Raw genomic sequence first — 18,132 nt, 5'->3', positions numbered from 1 at the left:
CCGTCCTTGATGTTCTTGCTGGTCCAGAACTTGGCGTTGGCGTCCTTGGCCTGACCGTACAGCTTCTGCTGTTCGATCAGCTTCATGATCATGATGTACCAGGTCGACGCCGACATGATCAGCATGATGATCAGCACGCCCTTGGCCACGAAGTCGCCCTGCGCCCACAGCGCCGACAGGCCGTACGGGTTTTCGACTTCTTCGCTGTGCGCCGCTTCGGCCAGCGCCGGGCCCTCGGCCGGGGCGGCTTCCGCCGCCGGTGCCGCGTCGGCCGGCGCTTCGACCGCCGGGGCCGGTTCGGCCGCCGGCGTCTCCGGCTCCGCCGCTGCCGCCGGCGCAACCGGCGCCAGATTCTTGAACGCGAAAACGGCGGCCTCGTTGGCGGCAGCAGGCAGCGGCAGCGAGGGCATCGCCATCAGCAGCGCACAGAGCGCGGGAACGGCGAGAATGGTCTTGAACGCCTTGTACATCTGATATCTCCAGATCGGATTCTTTCTTGGCCGAACGCGCGGCCGCTTACTGCTCGGGCTTGAACGTGTACTTCAGCGTGCCCCACGCCGCGGTCGGTACACCCTCCACCACCGCCGGATCGAACTTGCACAGGCTCAGCGCCTTGCGCGCCGCTTCGTCGAGCCGCGGGTAGCCGCTCGTGGTCACGATCTTGCTGTCCGTGACGCGACCGTTGGTGCCGACCAGCAGCTGCAGCACCACCGAGCCGGCTTCGCCCAGACGCTGCGACACCGCCGGATACTCCGGCAGGCGGCAGCGCCGGCTGTCGATCTTCAGCGCCACCGACGGCGGCGCCTTGACCACCGGCGCCGGCGCCGGCGGCGGTGTCGGCACGGTGCTCTGCGCGACGATGGTGTTGGTGCGCGGCGGCGGCGTCGCGATGTTCACTTCCGGCGGCGGCACGAACGGCGGCGGCGGAATGTCCAGCGTCGGCGGCGGCGGCGGCGGCGGGATGTCCTCCGGCGGCCGCACTTCCTCGATGATCCTGGTCTCGATCGGCGCCGGCAGAATCTCGATCGCCTTGCGCGCCAGTCCCGACACCAAGGCCCAGATCAGCAGCGCGTGAAACACCACCACGCCGCCGATGCCGATCAGGCGACGATTGCCGGCGCCCTGCGTGTTACCGAATTCCATGCGCGTCCCTCCGCGGTGACCTCAGGCGCCGCGCCGGGAACGCCGCGTCGGCGGCGTGGCGTTCCCGGCCTGCGGCCGCAGGCTCAGAACTCGTCGTCGGCTGCATTCAGGCAGGTGTCGTCGAACGAGGACAGCATCGCGCACAGCGGTGCGATGCGCGGCACGTCGTAGCGGAAGAAGTAGCGGCAGGCACGCAGCTTGCCGCGCGTGAAAGCCGACTCCGGCAGCGCCGCGGCGACCAGCGCCTGGCGCAGCCAGATCCAGCCGAGCACGAGCAGGCCCATCGCATCGAGGTAGAGCGTGGCGTTGGCCAGCGCCGGCAACACGCGCCCTGCGGCGAGCGCCGCGGTGAGCTCGCCGGTCGTGCGCCGGAACGCGTCGAGCGCGCGCGTCAGCGCCTCGGCTTCCTCGCGCAGGCGCGGCACCGCCGCGGCCTCGGCGATCGCCGCTTCGATCCGCGACAGCAGCAGGCGCAGGCCCTCGCCGTCGTGCATGCGTACCTTGCGGCCGAGCAGATCGAGGCCCTGGATGCCGGTCGTGCCTTCGTGGATCGGGTTGAGGCGGTTGTCGCGATAGAGGCGCTCGACCGGGAAGTCGCGCGTGTAGCCGGCGCCGCCCAGCACCTGGATCGCCAGCTTGTTGGCCTCCAGGCAGTATTCCGACGGAAAGGTCTTGGCGATCGGCGTCAGCATCTCCAGCAGCAGGTCGATCTCGCGACGCACGCGCGGGTCTTCCTCGACGCGCTGGCGGTCGACCAGCATCGCGCATTCGAGCGACAGCGTCAGGCAGCCTTCGACGTAGGCCTTCTGCTGCAGCAGCATGCGGCGCACGTCGGCGTGCTCGATGATCGGCACCGGCGGCGTCGACGGATCACGGCAATCCGGACGCCGGCCCTGCGGGCGGTTGCGCGCGTATTGCAACGCATTCAGGTAGCCGGTGTAGCCGGCGCTGGTGGCGCCGGAACCGACGCCGATGCGCGCCTCGTTCATCATGTGGAACATCAGCGCCAGGCCGGTGTGCGGCTCGCCGACGAGGTAGCCGACGCAGTCGTCGTGCTCGCCGAAATTGAGCAGGCAGTTGGTCAGGCCGCGCTGGCCCATCTTGTGATTGAGGCCGACCAGACGCACGTCGTTGCGCGCGCCGCGCGTGCCGTCGGCCTCGATGCGGTGCTTGGGCACGATGAACAGCGAAATGCCCTTCACGCCGGCCGGGCCGCCGGGAATCTTGGCGAGGACCAGATGCACGATGTTGTCCGACAGCTCGTGATCGCCGCCGGAGATCCACATCTTGGTGCCCTTGATGCGGTAGCTGCCGTCGGCAGCCGGCACCGCACGCGTGCGGATGTCGGCGAGCGACGAACCGGCGTGCGGCTCGGACAGGCACATCGTGCCGAAGTAGCGGCCTTCGACCATCGGCTGCATGAAGCGCCGCTTCTGCTCGGCGCTGCCGTGCGTGGCCAGCAGATGCGCCGCGGCGATGGTCAGGAACGGATAGCCGTTGATGGCCTGGTTGGCGGCGCAGAACACCATGCTGACCGCGGTCGCGATCGTGAACGGCAGCTGCAGGCCGCCATCCTCGTGATCGAAGCTCAGGCTCATGAAGCCGGCGTCGATGTAGGCGCGCAGCGCCTCGGCGACTTCGGGAATCACGTGCACGCGCTCGCCGTCGAAGTGCGGCTCGTTGGCGTCGAGCTTGCCGGCGCTCGGCGCGAACTTGTCCTGCGCCAGGCGATAGGCGGTGTCGATGATGCTGTCGACCGTATCGCGGCCGACGCCGGCGTAGCGCGGCGACTGCAGCAGCGCCTCCAGGCCGAGCATCTGGTACAGCTGGAAGTCGAGATCGCGGCGATCGATCAGCAGCTCGCCCGGGCTTTTTTCCTGCGTCATTTCATCACCTCGAAGAGTCCGGCGGCACCCATGCCGCCACCGATGCACATGCTGACGACGACGTAGCGCACGCCACGCCGGCGGCCCTCGATCAGCGCATGACCCGTCATGCGCGCGCCGCTCATGCCGTACGGATGGCCGATCGCGATCGCGCCGCCGCTGACGTTGAGGCGCTCGTCGGCAATGCCGAGACGGTCGCGGCAGTAGACGACCTGCACGGCGAAGGCCTCGTTGATCTCCCACAGGCCGATGTCCTCGACCTTCAGCCCGTGACGCTGCAGCAGGCGCGGGATCGCGTAGACCGGGCCGATGCCCATCTCGTCCGGCTCGCAGCCGGCGACCGCCAGGCCGCGGAAGACGCCGAGCGGCGTCAGGCCGCGGCGTTCGGCGTCGGCGCGCTCCATCAGCACGCAGGCGCTGGCGCCGTCGGACAGCTGGCTGGCGTTGCCAGCGGTGACGCTGCCGCCCTCGCGCACCGGCTTGAGCGCGGCCAGACCCTGCGCCGTCGTCTCCGGACGATTGCCTTCGTCGCGCGTGAGACAGGTCGTGCGCGCTTGCGGCGCGCCGTCGGCGCCCTTGACCAGCGTGCGCGTTTCGAGCGGCACGATCTCGGCGTCGAAGCGGCCCTGCGCCTGCGCTTCGGCGGTACGGCGCTGACTCTGCAGCGCGTAGGCGTCCTGCGTCTCGCGGTCGATGCCGTAGCGGCGCGCGACCACCTCGGCGGTGTCGAGCATCGGCAGATACAGGCCGGGGAAATCGCGCGCCAGCTCCTCGTCGTGCTCGCGGTAGTGGTTCTGGTGCTCGTTCTGCACGAGGCTGATCGACTCGACGCCGCCGGCGACGCAGACCGGCACGCCGTCGACGATGATGCGCTGCGCGGCGAGCGCGATGGCCTGGAGGCCGGAGCCGCACTGGCGGTCGAGCGTGGTGCCGGCGCAGCCGACGCCGAGCCCGGCGCGCAGCGCCGCCTGACGCGCGACGTTGAAACCGGTCGCGCCCTGCTGCAGCGCGCAGCCGAGCATCACGTCCTCGACCTCGTCCGGCGCCAGCGCGGCGCGCGCGACGGCGTGGCGGATGGCGTGCGCGGCGAGCGCCGTGCCCTGGGTGTCGTTGTAGGCGCCGCGATAGGCGCGGCCGATCGGCGTGCGCGCCGTCGACACGATGACTGCTTCCTTCATGAATGATCCTTCTGCGAAGAACGGGGGGACGGGGTGTAGGAATCGAGCCTGCGGCCGGCCGCCGCCAGCGCGCGCAGCAGTGGCGCCGGCGTCCACTGCGGACCGAAGCGCCCGGCGTAGTGATCGAGCCGCTCGACGACCTGCGGCAGGCCGAGGCGATCGGCGTGGAGCATCGGACCGCCGCGCCAGGCCGGGAAGCCGTAGCCGTTGATCCAGACCAAGTCGATGTCGCTCGAACGCAGCGCGATGCCTTCTTCGAGGATGCGTGCGCCCTCGTTGATCAGCGGCAGCACCAGGCGCTCGACGATCTCGTCGGCACTCAAGGCGCGGCGCGCGATGCCGAGCCGCTGCGCCTCTTCCGCGATCAGCGCCTCGACCTCCGCATCGGGCTGCGGACGGCGGCGGTCCTCGCCGTAGCGGTAGTAGCCGGCGCCGCTCTTCTGGCCGTAGCGGCCGAGCGCGTAAAGGCGGTCGGCAATCACGTAGCTGGCTTCGAGTCCGGGCGCCGGCGGATATTCCTGGCGCACGCGCCAGCCGACGTCGAGACCGGCGAGGTCCTGCATCGCGAACGGGCCCATCGCCAGACCGAAATCGGTCAGCGCGCGGTCCACCGCCTCCGGCGTCGCGCCTTCGAGCAGCAGCGCGCCGGCCTCGCGCAGATAGCCGTCGACCATGCGGTTGCCGATGAAGCCGTAGCAGACGCCGGAGACGATGCCAAGCTTGCCGAGCCGCTTCGACAGCTTCAGCGCCGTCTTCAGCACCGCCGGCGCGGTCGCCGCGCCACGCACGATCTCGAGCAGGCGCATGACGTTCGCCGGACTGAAGAAATGCAGACCGAGCACGCGCAGCGGATTGATCGTCGAAGCGGCCAGCACATCGACGTCGAGCGTCGAGGTATTGGTCGCCAGGATCGCGTCCTGGCGGCAGACGCGGTCGAGTTCGGCGAACACGCGCCGCTTGACGTCCATCGACTCGAACACCGCCTCGACGACCAGATCGGCGTCGGCGAGATCCTCGTAGCGCTCGGTCGGCTGGATCTGCGCCAGACGGCGCTGCAGCGTCGCCTCGTCGATGCGGCCCTTGGCGAGCGCGCCGCGGTAGACCGATTCGATCGTCTTCAGGCCGCGCGCCAGCGCCTGCGGCGAGCCGTCGAGCAGGCGCACCGGCAGGCCGGCGTCGGCGAGGCAGACGGCGATGCCGGCGCCCATCGTGCCGGCGCCGATCACCGCGGCGCGCGCGATCGGCAGCTCCGGCGTCGCCGCGTCGATGCCCGGCACCACGCCGGCGGCGCGCTCGGCGAAGAATACGTGCCACAGCGCCTGCGCCTGCGGCGAGCGGTAACAGTCGATGAACAGCGCGTTCTCGCGACGCAGGCCGTCGGCAAGCGGCAGCGTGCACGCCGCCTGCAGCGCATCGATGCAGGCGATCGGCGCCAGCTGGCCGCGCGCGCTGCGCCGCGCCTCGGCGCGGCCACGTTCGAAATCGGCGGCGCCGAAGCCGCCCATGTCGACGCTGCGCTCGCCGGTGCGCCGCGGCGGCGCGCCGGCCGCCACCAGTTCTTCGGCGTAGGCCAGCGCCGCGGCATCGAGCTCGCCGTCGGCGATGCGGTCGACGAGGCCGATCGCCAGCGCGCGCGCCGCGTCGACCGGCCGGCCCGAGCCGATCATGTCCATCGCCACGCCGAGGCCGACCAGGCGCGGCAGGCGCTGCGTGCCGCCGGCGCCCGGAATCAGGCCGAGGCGCACCTCGGGCAGGCCGAGCTTGGTGCCCGGCGCGGCGATGCGGTAGTGGCAGCCCATCGCCACCTCGAGGCCGCCGCCGAGGGCGGTGCCGTGCAGTGCGGCGATCACCGGCCGCGGAAACGCCTCGATGCGGTCGACCAGACCCGGCAGCTGCGGGCCGGGAATCTCGCCGCCGAATTCGGCGATGTCGGCGCCGGCGAGGAAGGTGCGGCCGCGGCAGCGCAGCAGCAGCGCGCGCACGCCGGGGTCGGCCTCGGCGGCATCGAGCGCCGCGGCAAGGCCCGCGCGCACGGCCGCCGACAGGGCGTTGACCGGCGGGCTGTCGATATCGATGAAGCCGAGATCGCCGCGCCGGCGATACGACACGGGTGCAGCGGAAGCGAGGTGTGACATGAGAGAAAAAGTCCGTCGTGGAAGGGGCGTCCTCAGACGCGGAAGGCGGGATCGGTGTAGAGCCGCACGAGCTCGTCGCCGCGCTGCTCGGCGATGCGGCGCGCGTTGAGCGTGCCCTTGGCGGTGAGCTCGCCGGCCGCCGCGTCCGGTGGCCGCACGGCGACCAGCACGCGACCGATGCGCTCGGTCGCGCCGCGGCGGGCACGGTTGAAGTCGCGGCAGGCGGCGAGCAGCTGCGCCTGCGCGGCCTCGCGCGCGGCGTCCGGTTCGGCGAGCCAGACCAGCGCCGCCGGCTCGTCGCGGTTCTCGCCGAGCACGACCAGATCGGCGGCCAGCGGCCGCAGGTGATCGAGCAGCGCCGCGCGCAGCGGTCCGACGCGCACCCAGCTGCCGTTGGCGAGCTTGAAGTCCTCGCGCAGGCGGCCGGCGTAGATCAGGCCCTGCTCGGGGCATTCGCGGTCGGCGAGCTCGACGGCGTCGCCGGTGACGAAGAAGCCTTCGTCGTCGAACGCCGCGTCGTCGCCGCCGCCGAGATAGCCGTCGAACACATTGGCGCCGCGCACGCGGCACTCCCAGCGGCCGCCGTCGCCGCGCACCAGCTTGAGTTCGATGCCGGGCAGCGGCAGGCCGAGCAGATCGCCGCGCTCGGTATCCCACCAGACCAGCGCGATCACGCCGCAGGTCTCGGTCATGCCGTAGCCGCCGCCAAACGGCATGCGCGTGCCGCGCACGCGCAGCGACAGCGCCTGGAAGCGCTCGATCACCGCCGCGCTCAGCGCCGCGCCGCCGAAACTGCAGACGCGCAGGCGGCTGAAGAAGCGCGCCGCCAGCGCCGCGTCGCGTTCGAGCGCGTCGAGCAGCAGCGGGTAGCCGGTCGGCACCGTCGTGAAGCTGGTCGGGCAGACGTCGGCGAGATTGCGCAGCGTCTGCTCGAAGCGGCCGGCGACCGGCGCGCCGGCGTCAATGTGAAAGCTGGCGCCGCGCAGCAGCGCCCAGTGCAGATTGGCGTTGCCGCCGAAAGCGTGCGTCCACGGCAGCCAGTCGAGCACCACCGGCGACTCGTCGTCGGGCAGCCGCGGCCCGACCTGATCGAGCATCGCCGCCGCCGCCGCGAGCGCGCCGTGCGTATTGACCACGGCCTTCGGCGTGCCGGTCGAGCCGGACGTGAAGAAGATCTTCGCCGCCTGCCGCGATGCGATCGCCGCGGCGCGCTCGCGCAGCGTCGGTACCGCGTCGCTGCCGCCGAGCCGGCGCATCAGCGCGCCGAGCCCGACGCGGCGCGGCGCCTCGTCCCAGGCCGGCAGCGTCTCGTCGTGGAGCAGAACCTCGACGCCGGCGCTGCGTGCCAGCTGGCCGAGCAGCGCCGCGCCGCGCGGATGCGCGAGATAGGCCGGCGACAGCGGCACGGCGACCGCGCCGAGCGCCAGCACGGCGAAGCTGGCGACGGCGTGGGCGATGCCGTTCGGCGCGAGAATGCCGACGCGGCGGCCGGCAGCGATGCCCTCGGCGGCGAGCACCGCCGCCGCCTGCTCGACCGCGGTCGCGAAGGCCGCGAAGCTGAGGCTGCGCCAGCCCTCGCCGTCGCGCTCGGACAGGAAGCGGCGCGCCGCGTAACGCGCGCAGCAGCGTTCGAGCAGCGCCACCAGATTGTCGTCGGCGGCCTGCAGCGGCTCGGGATGGCGCAGGCGCAGGATCGCCTCGCCGTCGGCGCGCAGCTCGGCGCGCGGCGGCAGCATGATCGGTTTTCCGGGACAGGCGAGCGTGGGCAAGACGACTCCTTCGCGCGCCGGCGGCGCACGCAGAAAAGGACAGGGCGAGAGGAGAGCCGCCGCCGGCATCGGGTGCCGGCGGCGGGCGTCACGGTCAGTAGTTCACGGTCAGCTCCACGCCGAAGCTGCGCGGTTCGTTCCAGAAGTAGTCGGCGCCGACGATGTCGAGCACGTAGCGCTGGTTGCCGAGGTTGCGGCCGAAGGCCGACAGCTTCCAGCGCTCGCCCTGCACGCCGAGGCGGGCGTCGAGCAGCGTGTAGCCTTCGTAGCGGGCGGTGTTCTCGGGCGTCTCATAACCGCCGTTGGCGGCCTGGAAGCTGAGTCCGGCGATGCCGGTCAGACGCTCGCTGAGCGGCGCCGTGTAGGCGAGATTGACGGTCAGCTGGTAATCGCGCAGACGCGGCACCTGCTTGCCGCCGAGATCGGCCTGGTCAGGCGTGCCGTCGCCGTTGGTGTCGAGCAGCGCCGTGGCGCCGTCGCGGAACTCGCCATCCTGCGTCGACACCGCCAGCGAGCTCATCAGGCGGCCGGGGCCGAGGCGCAGGTTCTTGCGCAGCTCGAGTTCGGCACCGTAAACGTAGGCGTCGCCGGCGGTCTGCAGCACGAAGCTGCGCGACGTGGTCGACGGCACGGTGACCACCTGCACGTCGCGCGTGTCGGTGTAGAACACCGCCGCCTCGCCCTCGATGCCGCCGAACAGGCTGCCCTTCCAGCCGAGCTCGTAGGAGTTCGCCTTCTCCGGCTTGTAGACCAGCATCGCCTGCAGATCGTCGCGCACCGTGGTCGGCGGCGGCTGCGTGTTGAAGCCGCCCGGACGGTAGCCGGTCGCGAAGCGCACATAGACCGCCTGCTTCGGCGTGAAGCTGTAGTGGAGCGTCGCCGCCGGGGTCCAGAAGGTCCAGTCGCGCGACTGCTTCAGGTGCACGGTCTCGTAGCCGGCCGGGCACTGCGCGGGATCGATCGACGGCGGGCAGAACTGCACCGGTGCGGCGGTGCGCGGACCGGCGGCGCCGTCCGGATCGATGCTGATCGGCGCCATCATGCCGGCCGGCGGTGTGCCGCCGCCGAAGTAGACCAGCGGATCGTCGGCGTAACGAGCGAAGTTGAATTCCTTGCTGTCGCGCTGCACGCGCAGTTCGAGGCCGAGCTTGAGCTTTTCGGTCAGCTTGCGGTCGAGCGAGCCGTACAGCGAGTACGAGTTGAGGTCCTCGGCGAAGTCGTCATGGTTGAGGCCGAGGCGTACCGCCGAACGCACCTGCGCGCCGGTCGCGCTCAGCGTGCCGGCGAGGCCCGGATAGCAGCCCGGCGTCGCCGCGTGCGCGGTGCCGGTGTAGTCCGGGCACAGGTTCGGGCCGTTGGCCACGTCGCTGCGCGACCACAGGCCCTCGATGCCGCCGAGCCAGCTCCACGGCCCGTCGCCGGTCGACGACAGGAAGGCCTGCAGGCCGGTGCGGCGATAGGTCTCGTCCTGGGCGACCGTGTAGTCAGGCCCGGTGGTGTCGGCGCCCGGCGTCACGTCGATGCCGGACTGGCCGGCATAGTGGGCGTTGTCCTCGTTGTGGCGGCCGCCGTCGCGGACCGCATGGCTGAGCTTGACCGCCAGCGCCGCCCACGGCAGCGAGTAGTCGGCACTGAGCAGGCCGTAGTTCTGATCGACCTTCGTGCGGCCTTCGCGGCTCAGTTCGGCGCGGTGATCGCGGTCGGTGTCGAGCGGCGTGCCGTCGACGCGCAGCGGCCGCTGGCCGAGATTGGAGAACGCCGGGCCGTCCGACTTGTAGTACTCGTACATGGCGCCGAGGCGCAGCGCCTCGACCGGCGTGTAGTCGAGCTGCGTGCGCAGGCCGGTGTAGCGCTGGTCGTCGATGGCGTGGCCGGTGCTGTCGTTGATGACGTAGCCGTCGTTCTGATCGTTGACGAGGGCGCCGACGCGCAGGCCGACACTGTCGCTTAGCGGCGCGTTGACCACCGCCTCGACGTCGCGGCGCTCGCGGCTGGCGGCGCGCACGGTGAGCTGGCCGCCGGATTCGGCTTCCGGCCGCTTGGAGACGACGTTGATCGCGCCGCCGACCGAGTTGCGGCCGAACAGCGCGCCCTGCGGACCGCGCAGCACTTCCATGCGATCGAGATCGAACAGGTCCATGCGGCTCAGCGAGCGACCGCCGTAACCGCCACCGGCGGCGTACATGCCGTCGCGGTAGATGCCGGTCGCGGTCTCGGAGAACCCGAGGCGGCCGCTGCCCTGGCCGCGGATCGAGACGTCATTGAGATATTCGGGGCCGGACGTCACCAGCGTCGTACCGGGCACCTGGCGCAGGTAGTCGTCCATGTTGTCGAGCGCCAGCGACTCGCGCATCGCCTCGGTGATCGCGCTCGCCGCCAGCGGCACGTCGCGCAGGCGCTCCTCGCGCTTGCGCGCGGTGACGATGACCTCGGCCATGCTGTTCGCGTCGTCGTCGCCGGCGCTCGCCACCGTTGCCGGCGCCGCCGGCGGCGGCTGGTCCGCAGCAGCGCCAGGCGCGGCAGCCGGATCGGCCTCCTGCGCCAGTGCCGAGAAACTGCACAGCAGGCCGGCCATCGCGCCGCCTCCGATTCGCAGCCAGGTTTTCATGTGTTCTCCTCGAATGATTCTTGTCTTGTGCAACGGGGTGATGTGCGTGCGTCGGGCCGCCGCGGGCCGCAGCCCGCCCGCGGCGCCACCCATGGCGGCACCGGGGAGCGAACGGCCGCGCTCAGGATTTCAGCTGTTCACAGATGTCGTGCCGGCGCGCGGCATTGGCCGCCTCCCAGCGTTCCTGGGTCGGCGCCACGCGGCGCTGCAGGACGATGCCTCGTCGGCTCGGCGATTCGACGACCAGCGCCGCGCCGGGCGGATGCGGCTCGCCCTTGCGCACGATGATCATGTCGACGCCCTGCGGTGCCTGACGGTCGTTGATGACGAAGATGTTGTCGCTGTTGTGCGCGAACACCGACACCGACATGTAGTCGTCCCAGGCCGAAGCGGTGACATGGACCGGGCCGCCGTCGAGGTCGTAGACGCAGGCCGAGTAGGCCAGGTCCGGCGACGGCCGCACGACCTTGCGCGAGGTCTCGGTGGTGCGCGGCGGATGTGTCCAGTGGTTGATGCCGTCGGCCTTGCTGACGCGCGCCATCGCCACGTCCATCAGCACATAGGGTGCGGCCAGCACCGTCGCCAGGTGCGTCACCACGGCGACGACAAACGCGAGGACCGCGTACTTGATCAGGCGCTTCATGCGTGGCCCTCCGAGCAGTTCAGGCGAGTGATCGACGGATACGGAATCGTCGAGACGTCGTCGCGCGCACCCGCATCCGGGTTGTACATGCGCAAGGCGAGGTTGAACGAGCCGGCGTGCCGCGTGGAGATCCAGTTGGCCGCGTCGCCGCGTTCGGCGGCGATGCGCACGCGCCAGCGGCCGTCGGCATCGCGCTGCAGCTGCGTGGCGTCGACCGAGTAGGCGCCATCGCCGTTGACCGGCAGGAAGTCGTCGCCGGCGTAGGCCGTGATCGACCACCAGCGCGCCGGCAGGTTGCCGCCGCTCATCTCGTAGACGCAGCCTTCGCGCAGCTGACGGCCGTCCTGATCCTTGTAGCGGTGGAAGTAGATCGTCTCCGAACGGTTCAGCGCGAGCAGACCGATCTTGGCGATGATGCCGCGCGTGTACGGATCGGCTGCCGTCGAGCCGGCCTTCTCGTTGCCGAACCAGTAGTCGTACTCGGTGCGGCTGAGCAGCTGGCCGTTGTCGAGCACCAGCCAGGCCGAGCCGAAGCCGGCGGCGATGCCGACCAGCACGGCAGCGAATACCGCAAACGCAGATCTCATCGTGCACCTCCTGTTTCCTGTTCGAATCGTTGTTGCTGGAAGTCCAGCGCCGCCGCGCGGAAGCGCTCGCGCAATGCGCTCGGCGCGCCGAACTCCAGCAAGGTATCGGTCTTCGGCTGATAGGCCGGCCAGGCCGGCGCGCCGGCGCAGGCTGGTACGCCGCTGCGCGCGAACGCCACCCAGCAGGCGCTGATCGTGTCGCTCATCGCGCGATCGCGGTCGCGCAGGAACAGACGCAGCGCCGGCAGCACGCCGAGCGTCTTGAACACGTACGGAATCTCGGCGCCATGGCTGGCGCCCGGCGCGCCGGGGCGCAGCGTGTAAGAGAAGCGGTAAAGCCAGGACGGCGCGCCGTCATGCGCGTGCGCCGCGATCCAGCGCGCCGGCGCCGCGAAGGAGGCGTCGGCGAAGTAGGCACGCGCCAGCGCATCGTCGTCGCCGGCCAGTTCCGGATAGACCGCGCGCAGGGCCTTGAGGTCCGCCGCGGACAGGCGCTGCAGCAGCGTCGCCGGCGGCACGCCGACCGTGTCGAGCAGCGAGGCCTCGTAGCTGTTGCTGCCGATGATCAAGGGCACGTCGAGCGCGTGGCCGGCGGCGAAGCGCTGCGCCGGCGACGCCGTCACCGTGCGGCCGTCGACGAACGGGCCGAAGCTCAGCACCGGCGCCACCGAAATCGCCCGGTTCAGCGCCTCGACCGGCAGCGCGCGCAGCGCGGCAGCGCTGGCCTTGGCGCCGTCGAGGCCGGCCGCGTTCGCGGCGCGCACGCCTTCGGCTTCCTTGTCGGCCAGCGCCAGCGAGCGCTGCCAGCCGCCACCGGATTCGACGATCGCCTGCGCGAACAGACCATTCGCAGCCGGCGTCGTCAGCAGATAGAGGATGCTCGCGCCGCCAGCCGATTCGCCGAACACCGTGACGCGCGCCGGATCGCCGCCGAATTGCGCGATGTTGCGCTGCACCCAGCGCAGCGCCGCGAGCTGGTCGAGCAGGCCGTAATTGCCGAACGCACGCTCGGCGCCGGCTTCCGCCGTCAGCGCCGGATGCGCGAAGTAGCCGAACAGGCCGAGCCGGTAGTTGAGGCTGACGAGCACCACGCCCTGCCGCGCCAGCGCGGCGCCGTCGTAGAACGGCTGCGAGGCGGCGCCGTAACGATGCGCGCCGCCGTGGATCCAGACCATCACCGGCGCCTTGCCGGCCAGCGACGGACTCCACACGTTGAGGCTGAGGCAGTCCTCGGACTGCCGCTCCGGCTCGCCACCGAGACCGTCGCCGCGCTGCCCGCCCTTGCCGCGCGGCGGCTGCGGACAGGCCGGACCGAACGCGCGCGCCGCACGCGGCGCGGTCCACGCTTCGACCGGCTGTGGCGGCTGCCAGCGCAGCGCGCCGAGCGGCGGTTGCGCGTACGGAATGCCGCGGAACACCGCCACATCGCCGTCGGCGAGGCCCTGCACGACGCCGCTGTCGAGACGCACCGAGGGCTCGGCCGCGCCGGCGACGCTCGCCCAGGCGCAAGCCGCCGCCCAGACCATCCATCCGCCGATGCCAACCGCCGTTCGCCGCATGCCGTTCTCCTCCTGCAAATGCGCCGGCCTCCATGGGCCTTCGCGTTTATTGTGTACAATTTTTAGCAGTGCACTGCGCGGAAGTCAAACTTTCTTATTGATATTGCCTACGGTCCGGTCAGAGCGCTTACCGGAGTCTTGATTATTGAGCACAATTTTCAGGAATGGTCCGCGGCGCGCACACCGGGGGCGGACGGCGGCGACGCCCGGCCCCGCAGCGGATCGCGGCGGGCCATCGGCAAAATCTGCGTCAGGCGCCGCCGGCGGCCTGCAATTGCGCGAGCAGCATGCGCTGCAGCGCGGCCTCGACGATGGCGCGGCCGGCCGCTTCGGCGCGCACCGGATCGCGCAGGCGGAACGCGACCGCCAGCGCCTCCCAGCGCTGCGCCGCTTCAAGCCGCGCCTCGGCACTCGCCACCGCCGGCGCGGCGTAGCCCGACAGTGCGCCGCGCGGCACCGGGCCGATGATGTCGTCGATACAGCGGTTATCGGCCAGCGCGATGATGTAATAGCCCGCCTCGCGCGCAGCCGCGGCAAAGGCCTCGGCGCTCGCCGCCTCGTCGCGGCCGAGCTGCACGACGCGGCGCACGCGCGCGAAGAACGCTTCCACCTCGGCATCGCGCGCCTTGGTGACAGCGAAGCGGCAGGCCAGGCCGAGCATCGCCGCGCCGATCAGCGCGGTCTCCAGCGCCGGCGCGCGCTCGCGGTGCGCGACGCGCGCGCCGTGGCGCGGCAGCAGGTCGATCCAGTTGCGCGCGGCGAGCACCTTCAGCGCATCGCGCACCGGCCCGCGGCTGGTACCGAATTCGTCGGCCAGCGCTTGCTCGACGATGCGCTCGCCGGGCCGCAGACGACCGTCATTGATGCGCTGCACGAGTTCGGCGGCGATACGTTCCGACGGCGGCATTTCGAGCGGAGTCGACATCGTCCTCGGGCCCCGGAGATGACGCACGACCTTAACGCGCGCTCACAGCGAGCGGTAGACCAGACGCCGGAACTCGTCGCGCAGCGGGCGCACGCCGGACGGCAGCTTCTGCGTCATCAGCACGGCGCCGAGTCCTTCGCGGCGATTGACCCAGAAGGTCGTGCTCGCCGCGCCGCCCCAGCTGTACTCCCCCGCCGAGCCGATGCCGCCGGCCAGCGCCGCATCGCGCAGCACCGAGCCGCCGAGCCCGAAGCCCAGACCCTTCACTTCGCCACCGAGGCCGAAGCGCGCCGCGCCCGACAGCGGCTCGGTGCCGAACGACGGTCCGAGCTGGTCGGTCATCATCTGCCGCACGCCGGATTCGGCGAGCACGCGCACGCCGTCGAGCTCGCCGCCGTTCATCAGCATGCGCACGAAGCGCGAGTAATCCGCGAGCGTCGAGAACAGGCCCATGCCGCCGGTCGGCACGACGTGCTCGTCGCCCCAGGACGGAATCTGCTCGGGCGGCACGCGGCGCGTCTCGGCGTCCGGCGCGGCGATGTAGAGCGCGGCCAGTCGCGACTTCTGCGCCGCCTGCAGCTGGAACGTGGTGTCCGCCAGCCGCAGCGGCGCCAGCAGCTGCTCGCGCATCAGCTGCGCGAATTCGACGCCGGACGCGACTTCGGCGACGCGACCGGCGATGTCGAGCGACGTGCCGTAGATCCAGCGCGTGCCCGGCTGCGCCGCGAGCGGAATCTGCGCGATGCGCCGCGACAGCGCAGCGAGGCTGTCGACCGTGCCGTCGGCGCACTCGTGGCCGGCGACGAGGCCGGCCCGCTTGTAGAGCGCGCCGGTCGGCTCGATGCCGTCGTTGAAGCTGTGGCTGAGCCCCGAGGTGTGCGTCAGCAGGTGGCGCACCGTGATCGGCCGCTGCGCCGCCTCGGTTACCGGCGTCTCGCCGTCGAAGCGCACGAAGACGCGTGGCGCCGCGAATTCCGGCAGGAAGTCGGCGATCGGCTGATCGAGCGACAGCTTGCCGCGCTCGACCAGCTGCATCACCACGACGGCCGTCAGCGGCTTGGTCATCGAGTAGATGCGATAAATCGTATTGTGTTCAATTTTCTTCCGGGCCTCGCGATCAGCCCAGCCTTGCGCGGCTTCGACGTCGAGCCCGCCGCGCGTGAACACGCGGGCGGCGACGCCGACCACCCAGCCTTTGTCGACAATTTCGGCGAGCCAGCCGTCGAGCGCCGCACGCAGGCGCGACGCGCCGGTGTCAGGCGCTGCGGACCAGGCACTTTTCGGCGAAATTGCTAGGGCAAGCGCGGCACCGGACAACAGCGTCAGCGCTTCGCGGCGACGCAGATCCGGCGTTTCACACAGCGGCGCACACGACTTCAGCAGGGGGTACATGAGCATCTCCTCGATGGTCGCCGGGCAGCTTTGTCAGCGTTTCGGCGTTTTGTTGACAATGAAAAACATTGTGCACAATATCGCCGCAAAATAAATACTCAAAGCGTGGAGGAGAGACCCATGTCCAGATTCATCCGTCTGGCGCTGTCGGCCGTGCTCGGCAGCAGCGCCCCTGTCCTGGCACAAAGCGCAGCGCCGCCCGACGTCGCGGCGGAAGCCGGCCCGGCGCCGGCCGCCGCCGGCGCTGCGGCCGACAGCGCCGTACACGTCGAGGAAATCGTCGTCACCGCGCGCAAGCGCGAGGAACGCCTGCAGGACGTGCCGGTCGCGGCGACGGTGCTGGGCGCCGGCTCGCTCGAGGACCGCGGCATCGACAACATCAAGGAACTCGTGCAGCTGGTGCCGAACGCGACCACTGCCGACCTCGGCGCCAGCCACAGCGACGAGATCATCATGCGCGGCCAGGGCACCGGCCGACACATCAACGCCGACACCGCCACCGGCCTTTACCGCAACGGCATCTTCATCGCCGGCGGCAATACCGGCGGCCGCAACTTCAGCGACATGGACATGTTCGACGTCGAGCGCGTCGAAGTGCTGCGCGGCCCGCAGGGCGCGCTGTACGGCCAGAACGCGGTCGGCGGCGCCATCAACGTGATTTCGCGGCGGCCGCTCGCGGAACTCGGCGCGGCGCTGAACGCGACTTACGGCAACAAGGACTATCTGCTCAACACCGGCATCGTCAACGTGCCGGTGTCGTCGGACTTCGGCGTGCGCGCCGGCTACCGCTTCGTCGACCGCTCGGACGGCTTCTTCACCAACACCCGCGACGGCAAGGCGCTCGACCAGGAGAACTTCCTCGGCGGCCGCGTCGCCGCGCAGTGGCGGCCGGCCGAGCGCCTGAACCTGGTACTGACCAACGACTACTACAAGGACGACGGCCCGAGCTACGCGGTGGGCACCTTCAACCCGCTCGCGCACGAGAATCCGTACCACTCCTACCAGGACGACACGAGCCGTTACGACCGCCACGAGCTCAGCTCGATTCTCGAAGTCGAATACGAGCTGGGCTTCGCGCAGCTCAGCGCGGTGACGCTGCTGCGCAAGCGCTCGGCCACCACGCGCGACGACCTCGACGCCTTCTTCAACCTGCCGATCACCGGCTTCACGCGCGTGTCCGACGAGGACTACCGGCGCATCGGCCAGGAAGTGCGGCTCGCGTCGACCGGCACGCAGCGCCTGACCTGGCTGCTCGGCGGCTCGTACGCGAAGACCGACGGCACCTTCGAGGTCATCACCAACAACTCGAACCTGTCGCGCACCGAGACCGACAACTGGTCGGCGGCGGTGTTCGGTTCGCTCGGCTACGACCTGACGTCGCAGCTCAACGCCACCGCCGAGCTGCGCTACACGCGCGAACACAAGGCGCAGGACCTGCTGTCGCGACTGACGGCGGTCTCACTCCCGGTCAGCCAAAGCGACGACGTGAGCTTCAACAAGCTCTCGCCGGTGGCGACGCTGAGCTACCGGCCGAACGAAGCGCTGAACCTGTACGCGCGCTACGCGACGGCCTATCGCGCCGGCGGCTTCAACAGCGTGCCGGACGACAACGCGCCGGCCGCGCCGCGCTTCGACCTGCCCTACGACAGCGAAACCATCAGCTCCTACGAACTCGGCGCCAAGACCAGCTTCCTCGACCGCCGCGTCGTGCTCAACCTCGCCGCGTTCCGCTCGCTGACGAACGACCTGCTGATCGTCAACCAGGCGCCGTCGGCGACCGCGCCGGGCACCAACCTCAACTACCTGTCCAACGCCGGCGACGCGACGCAGTGGGGCATCGAGCTCGACGGCTCCGCCGCGTTCCGCGTCGGCGGCGGACGCCTGAGCCTGGATCTGAGCGGCAGCTGGGCGCACAGCGAGATCGACAGCAACGGCCCCTACGACGGCACCGAGGTGCCGTACGTCTACCACTGGAAGACAGCGGCCTCGGCGACCTACCGGCGCCCGTTCGGCACCCGCGGCACGATCGGCTTCCTGCACTACGGTTTCCGCGGCGCCTGGGGCGGCTATCAGGACGAGGTCTACAAGCGCGAGCTCGACAATGTGCTGCTGCACGACCTCGGCCTCGGCATCGAGCAGGGCCGCTGGAGCCTGACCGGCACCGTCGACAACCTCTACAACTACTTCTACGTCACGCAGATCGTCACGCCGATGGTGTCGCGCGCGAGCACGCCGCGGACCTGGAAGCTGAACCTGAAGGTCGATTTCTAGCGATCCGGCGCCCGGGCGGCGCGCCGTCCGGGCTCC

Annotated in this window: 12 protein-coding genes and 1 pseudogene; 1 reads left to right on the top strand and 12 read right to left on the bottom strand. The window is 70.8% G+C overall.

Annotated features, from left to right (window positions below; translation table 11 throughout):
- The 12 genes and pseudogenes from H149_RS23855 to H149_RS0117140 form a co-directional block, all read right to left on the bottom strand.
- Nucleotides 1-470 (bottom strand): annotated as a pseudogene (locus tag H149_RS23855) (MotA/TolQ/ExbB proton channel family protein); the annotation flags it as partial.
- 46 nt (nucleotides 471-516) lie between these two features.
- The gene (locus H149_RS0117190) at nucleotides 517-1,143 is read right to left on the bottom strand and encodes an energy transducer TonB (protein WP_020651014.1); all 627 of its coding nucleotides are present in this window, start codon (nucleotides 1,141-1,143) and stop codon (nucleotides 517-519) included.
- Nucleotides 1,144-1,226: 83 nt separating this feature from the next.
- Nucleotides 1,227-3,029, bottom strand: a complete 1,803-nt coding sequence (locus H149_RS0117185; RefSeq protein WP_020651013.1) for an acyl-CoA dehydrogenase — start codon at nucleotides 3,027-3,029, stop codon at nucleotides 1,227-1,229.
- Nucleotides 3,026-4,207, bottom strand: a complete 1,182-nt coding sequence (locus H149_RS0117180; RefSeq protein WP_020651012.1) for an acetyl-CoA C-acyltransferase — start codon at nucleotides 4,205-4,207, stop codon at nucleotides 3,026-3,028. Before H149_RS0117180 ends, H149_RS0117185 begins: the two co-directional genes overlap by 4 nt.
- On the bottom strand, nucleotides 4,204-6,342 hold the full coding sequence (locus H149_RS21520; protein WP_051101890.1) for a 3-hydroxyacyl-CoA dehydrogenase NAD-binding domain-containing protein: 2,139 nt from the start codon (nucleotides 6,340-6,342) through the stop codon (nucleotides 4,204-4,206). The genes H149_RS0117180 and H149_RS21520 overlap by 4 nt, the downstream gene beginning before the upstream one ends.
- A 32-nt stretch (nucleotides 6,343-6,374) precedes the next feature.
- Nucleotides 6,375-8,078, bottom strand: a complete 1,704-nt coding sequence (locus tag H149_RS0117170) for an AMP-binding protein (RefSeq protein WP_020651010.1) — start codon at nucleotides 8,076-8,078, stop codon at nucleotides 6,375-6,377.
- A gap of 127 nt (nucleotides 8,079-8,205) precedes the next feature.
- Nucleotides 8,206-10,719 carry a TonB-dependent receptor gene (locus tag H149_RS0117165; RefSeq protein WP_020651009.1) on the bottom strand — a complete coding sequence of 838 codons (2,514 nt, stop codon included), beginning with the start codon at nucleotides 10,717-10,719 and terminating at the stop codon, nucleotides 8,206-8,208.
- A 121-nt stretch (nucleotides 10,720-10,840) separates the two neighbouring features.
- The gene (locus H149_RS0117160; RefSeq protein ID WP_020651008.1) at nucleotides 10,841-11,362 is read right to left on the bottom strand and encodes a DUF1254 domain-containing protein; all 522 of its coding nucleotides are present in this window, start codon (nucleotides 11,360-11,362) and stop codon (nucleotides 10,841-10,843) included.
- Complete coding sequence (locus H149_RS0117155) at nucleotides 11,359-11,949, bottom strand: DUF1214 domain-containing protein (protein ID WP_026353265.1); 591 nt, start codon at nucleotides 11,947-11,949, stop codon at nucleotides 11,359-11,361. Before H149_RS0117155 ends, H149_RS0117160 begins: the two co-directional genes overlap by 4 nt.
- The gene (locus tag H149_RS21515; protein WP_083931090.1) at nucleotides 11,946-13,508 is read right to left on the bottom strand and encodes a carboxylesterase/lipase family protein; all 1,563 of its coding nucleotides are present in this window, start codon (nucleotides 13,506-13,508) and stop codon (nucleotides 11,946-11,948) included. The genes H149_RS0117155 and H149_RS21515 overlap by 4 nt, the downstream gene beginning before the upstream one ends.
- Nucleotides 13,509-13,758: 250 nt before the next feature.
- On the bottom strand, nucleotides 13,759-14,433 hold the full coding sequence (locus tag H149_RS22400; protein WP_020651005.1) for a GntR family transcriptional regulator: 675 nt from the start codon (nucleotides 14,431-14,433) through the stop codon (nucleotides 13,759-13,761).
- Between the two features lie 42 nt (nucleotides 14,434-14,475).
- Nucleotides 14,476-15,825 carry a serine hydrolase domain-containing protein gene (locus H149_RS0117140; RefSeq protein ID WP_169518369.1) on the bottom strand — a complete coding sequence of 450 codons (1,350 nt, stop codon included), beginning with the start codon at nucleotides 15,823-15,825 and terminating at the stop codon, nucleotides 14,476-14,478.
- Between the two features lie 120 nt (nucleotides 15,826-15,945).
- On the opposite strand from H149_RS0117140, the gene H149_RS0117135 reads away from it, so the two are divergent.
- Nucleotides 15,946-18,096: a TonB-dependent receptor gene (locus H149_RS0117135; protein WP_020651003.1), complete on the top strand. Its 2,151-nt coding sequence runs from the start codon at nucleotides 15,946-15,948 to the stop codon at nucleotides 18,094-18,096.
- Nucleotides 18,097-18,132: the final 36 nt, after the last annotated feature.

Origin of the sequence: Solimonas variicoloris DSM 15731 (assembly GCF_000382285.1) — a bacterium.
Classification (GTDB): Bacteria; Pseudomonadota; Gammaproteobacteria; order Nevskiales; family Nevskiaceae; genus Solimonas; species Solimonas variicoloris.
This window is presented reverse-complemented; position numbering and strand designations above follow the sequence as displayed.

Coding starts and splice junctions, on each gene's coding strand:
- H149_RS0117190 (WP_020651014.1), bottom strand. CDS start 1,143: ATGGAATTCGGTAACACGCAGGGCGCCGGCAATCGTCGCCTGATCGGC.
- H149_RS0117185 (WP_020651013.1), bottom strand. CDS start 3,029: ATGACGCAGGAAAAAAGCCCGGGCGAGCTGCTGATCGATCGCCGCGAT.
- H149_RS0117180 (WP_020651012.1), bottom strand. CDS start 4,207: ATGAAGGAAGCAGTCATCGTGTCGACGGCGCGCACGCCGATCGGCCGC.
- H149_RS21520 (WP_051101890.1), bottom strand. CDS start 6,342: ATGTCACACCTCGCTTCCGCTGCACCCGTGTCGTATCGCCGGCGCGGC.
- H149_RS0117170 (WP_020651010.1), bottom strand. CDS start 8,078: ATGCTGCCGCCGCGCGCCGAGCTGCGCGCCGACGGCGAGGCGATCCTG.
- H149_RS0117165 (WP_020651009.1), bottom strand. CDS start 10,719: ATGAAAACCTGGCTGCGAATCGGAGGCGGCGCGATGGCCGGCCTGCTG.
- H149_RS0117160 (WP_020651008.1), bottom strand. CDS start 11,362: ATGAAGCGCCTGATCAAGTACGCGGTCCTCGCGTTTGTCGTCGCCGTG.
- H149_RS0117155 (WP_026353265.1), bottom strand. CDS start 11,949: ATGAGATCTGCGTTTGCGGTATTCGCTGCCGTGCTGGTCGGCATCGCC.
- H149_RS21515 (WP_083931090.1), bottom strand. CDS start 13,508: ATGCGGCGAACGGCGGTTGGCATCGGCGGATGGATGGTCTGGGCGGCG.
- H149_RS22400 (WP_020651005.1), bottom strand. CDS start 14,433: ATGTCGACTCCGCTCGAAATGCCGCCGTCGGAACGTATCGCCGCCGAA.
- H149_RS0117140 (WP_169518369.1), bottom strand. CDS start 15,825: ATGTACCCCCTGCTGAAGTCGTGTGCGCCGCTGTGTGAAACGCCGGAT.
- H149_RS0117135 (WP_020651003.1), top strand. CDS start 15,946: ATGTCCAGATTCATCCGTCTGGCGCTGTCGGCCGTGCTCGGCAGCAGC.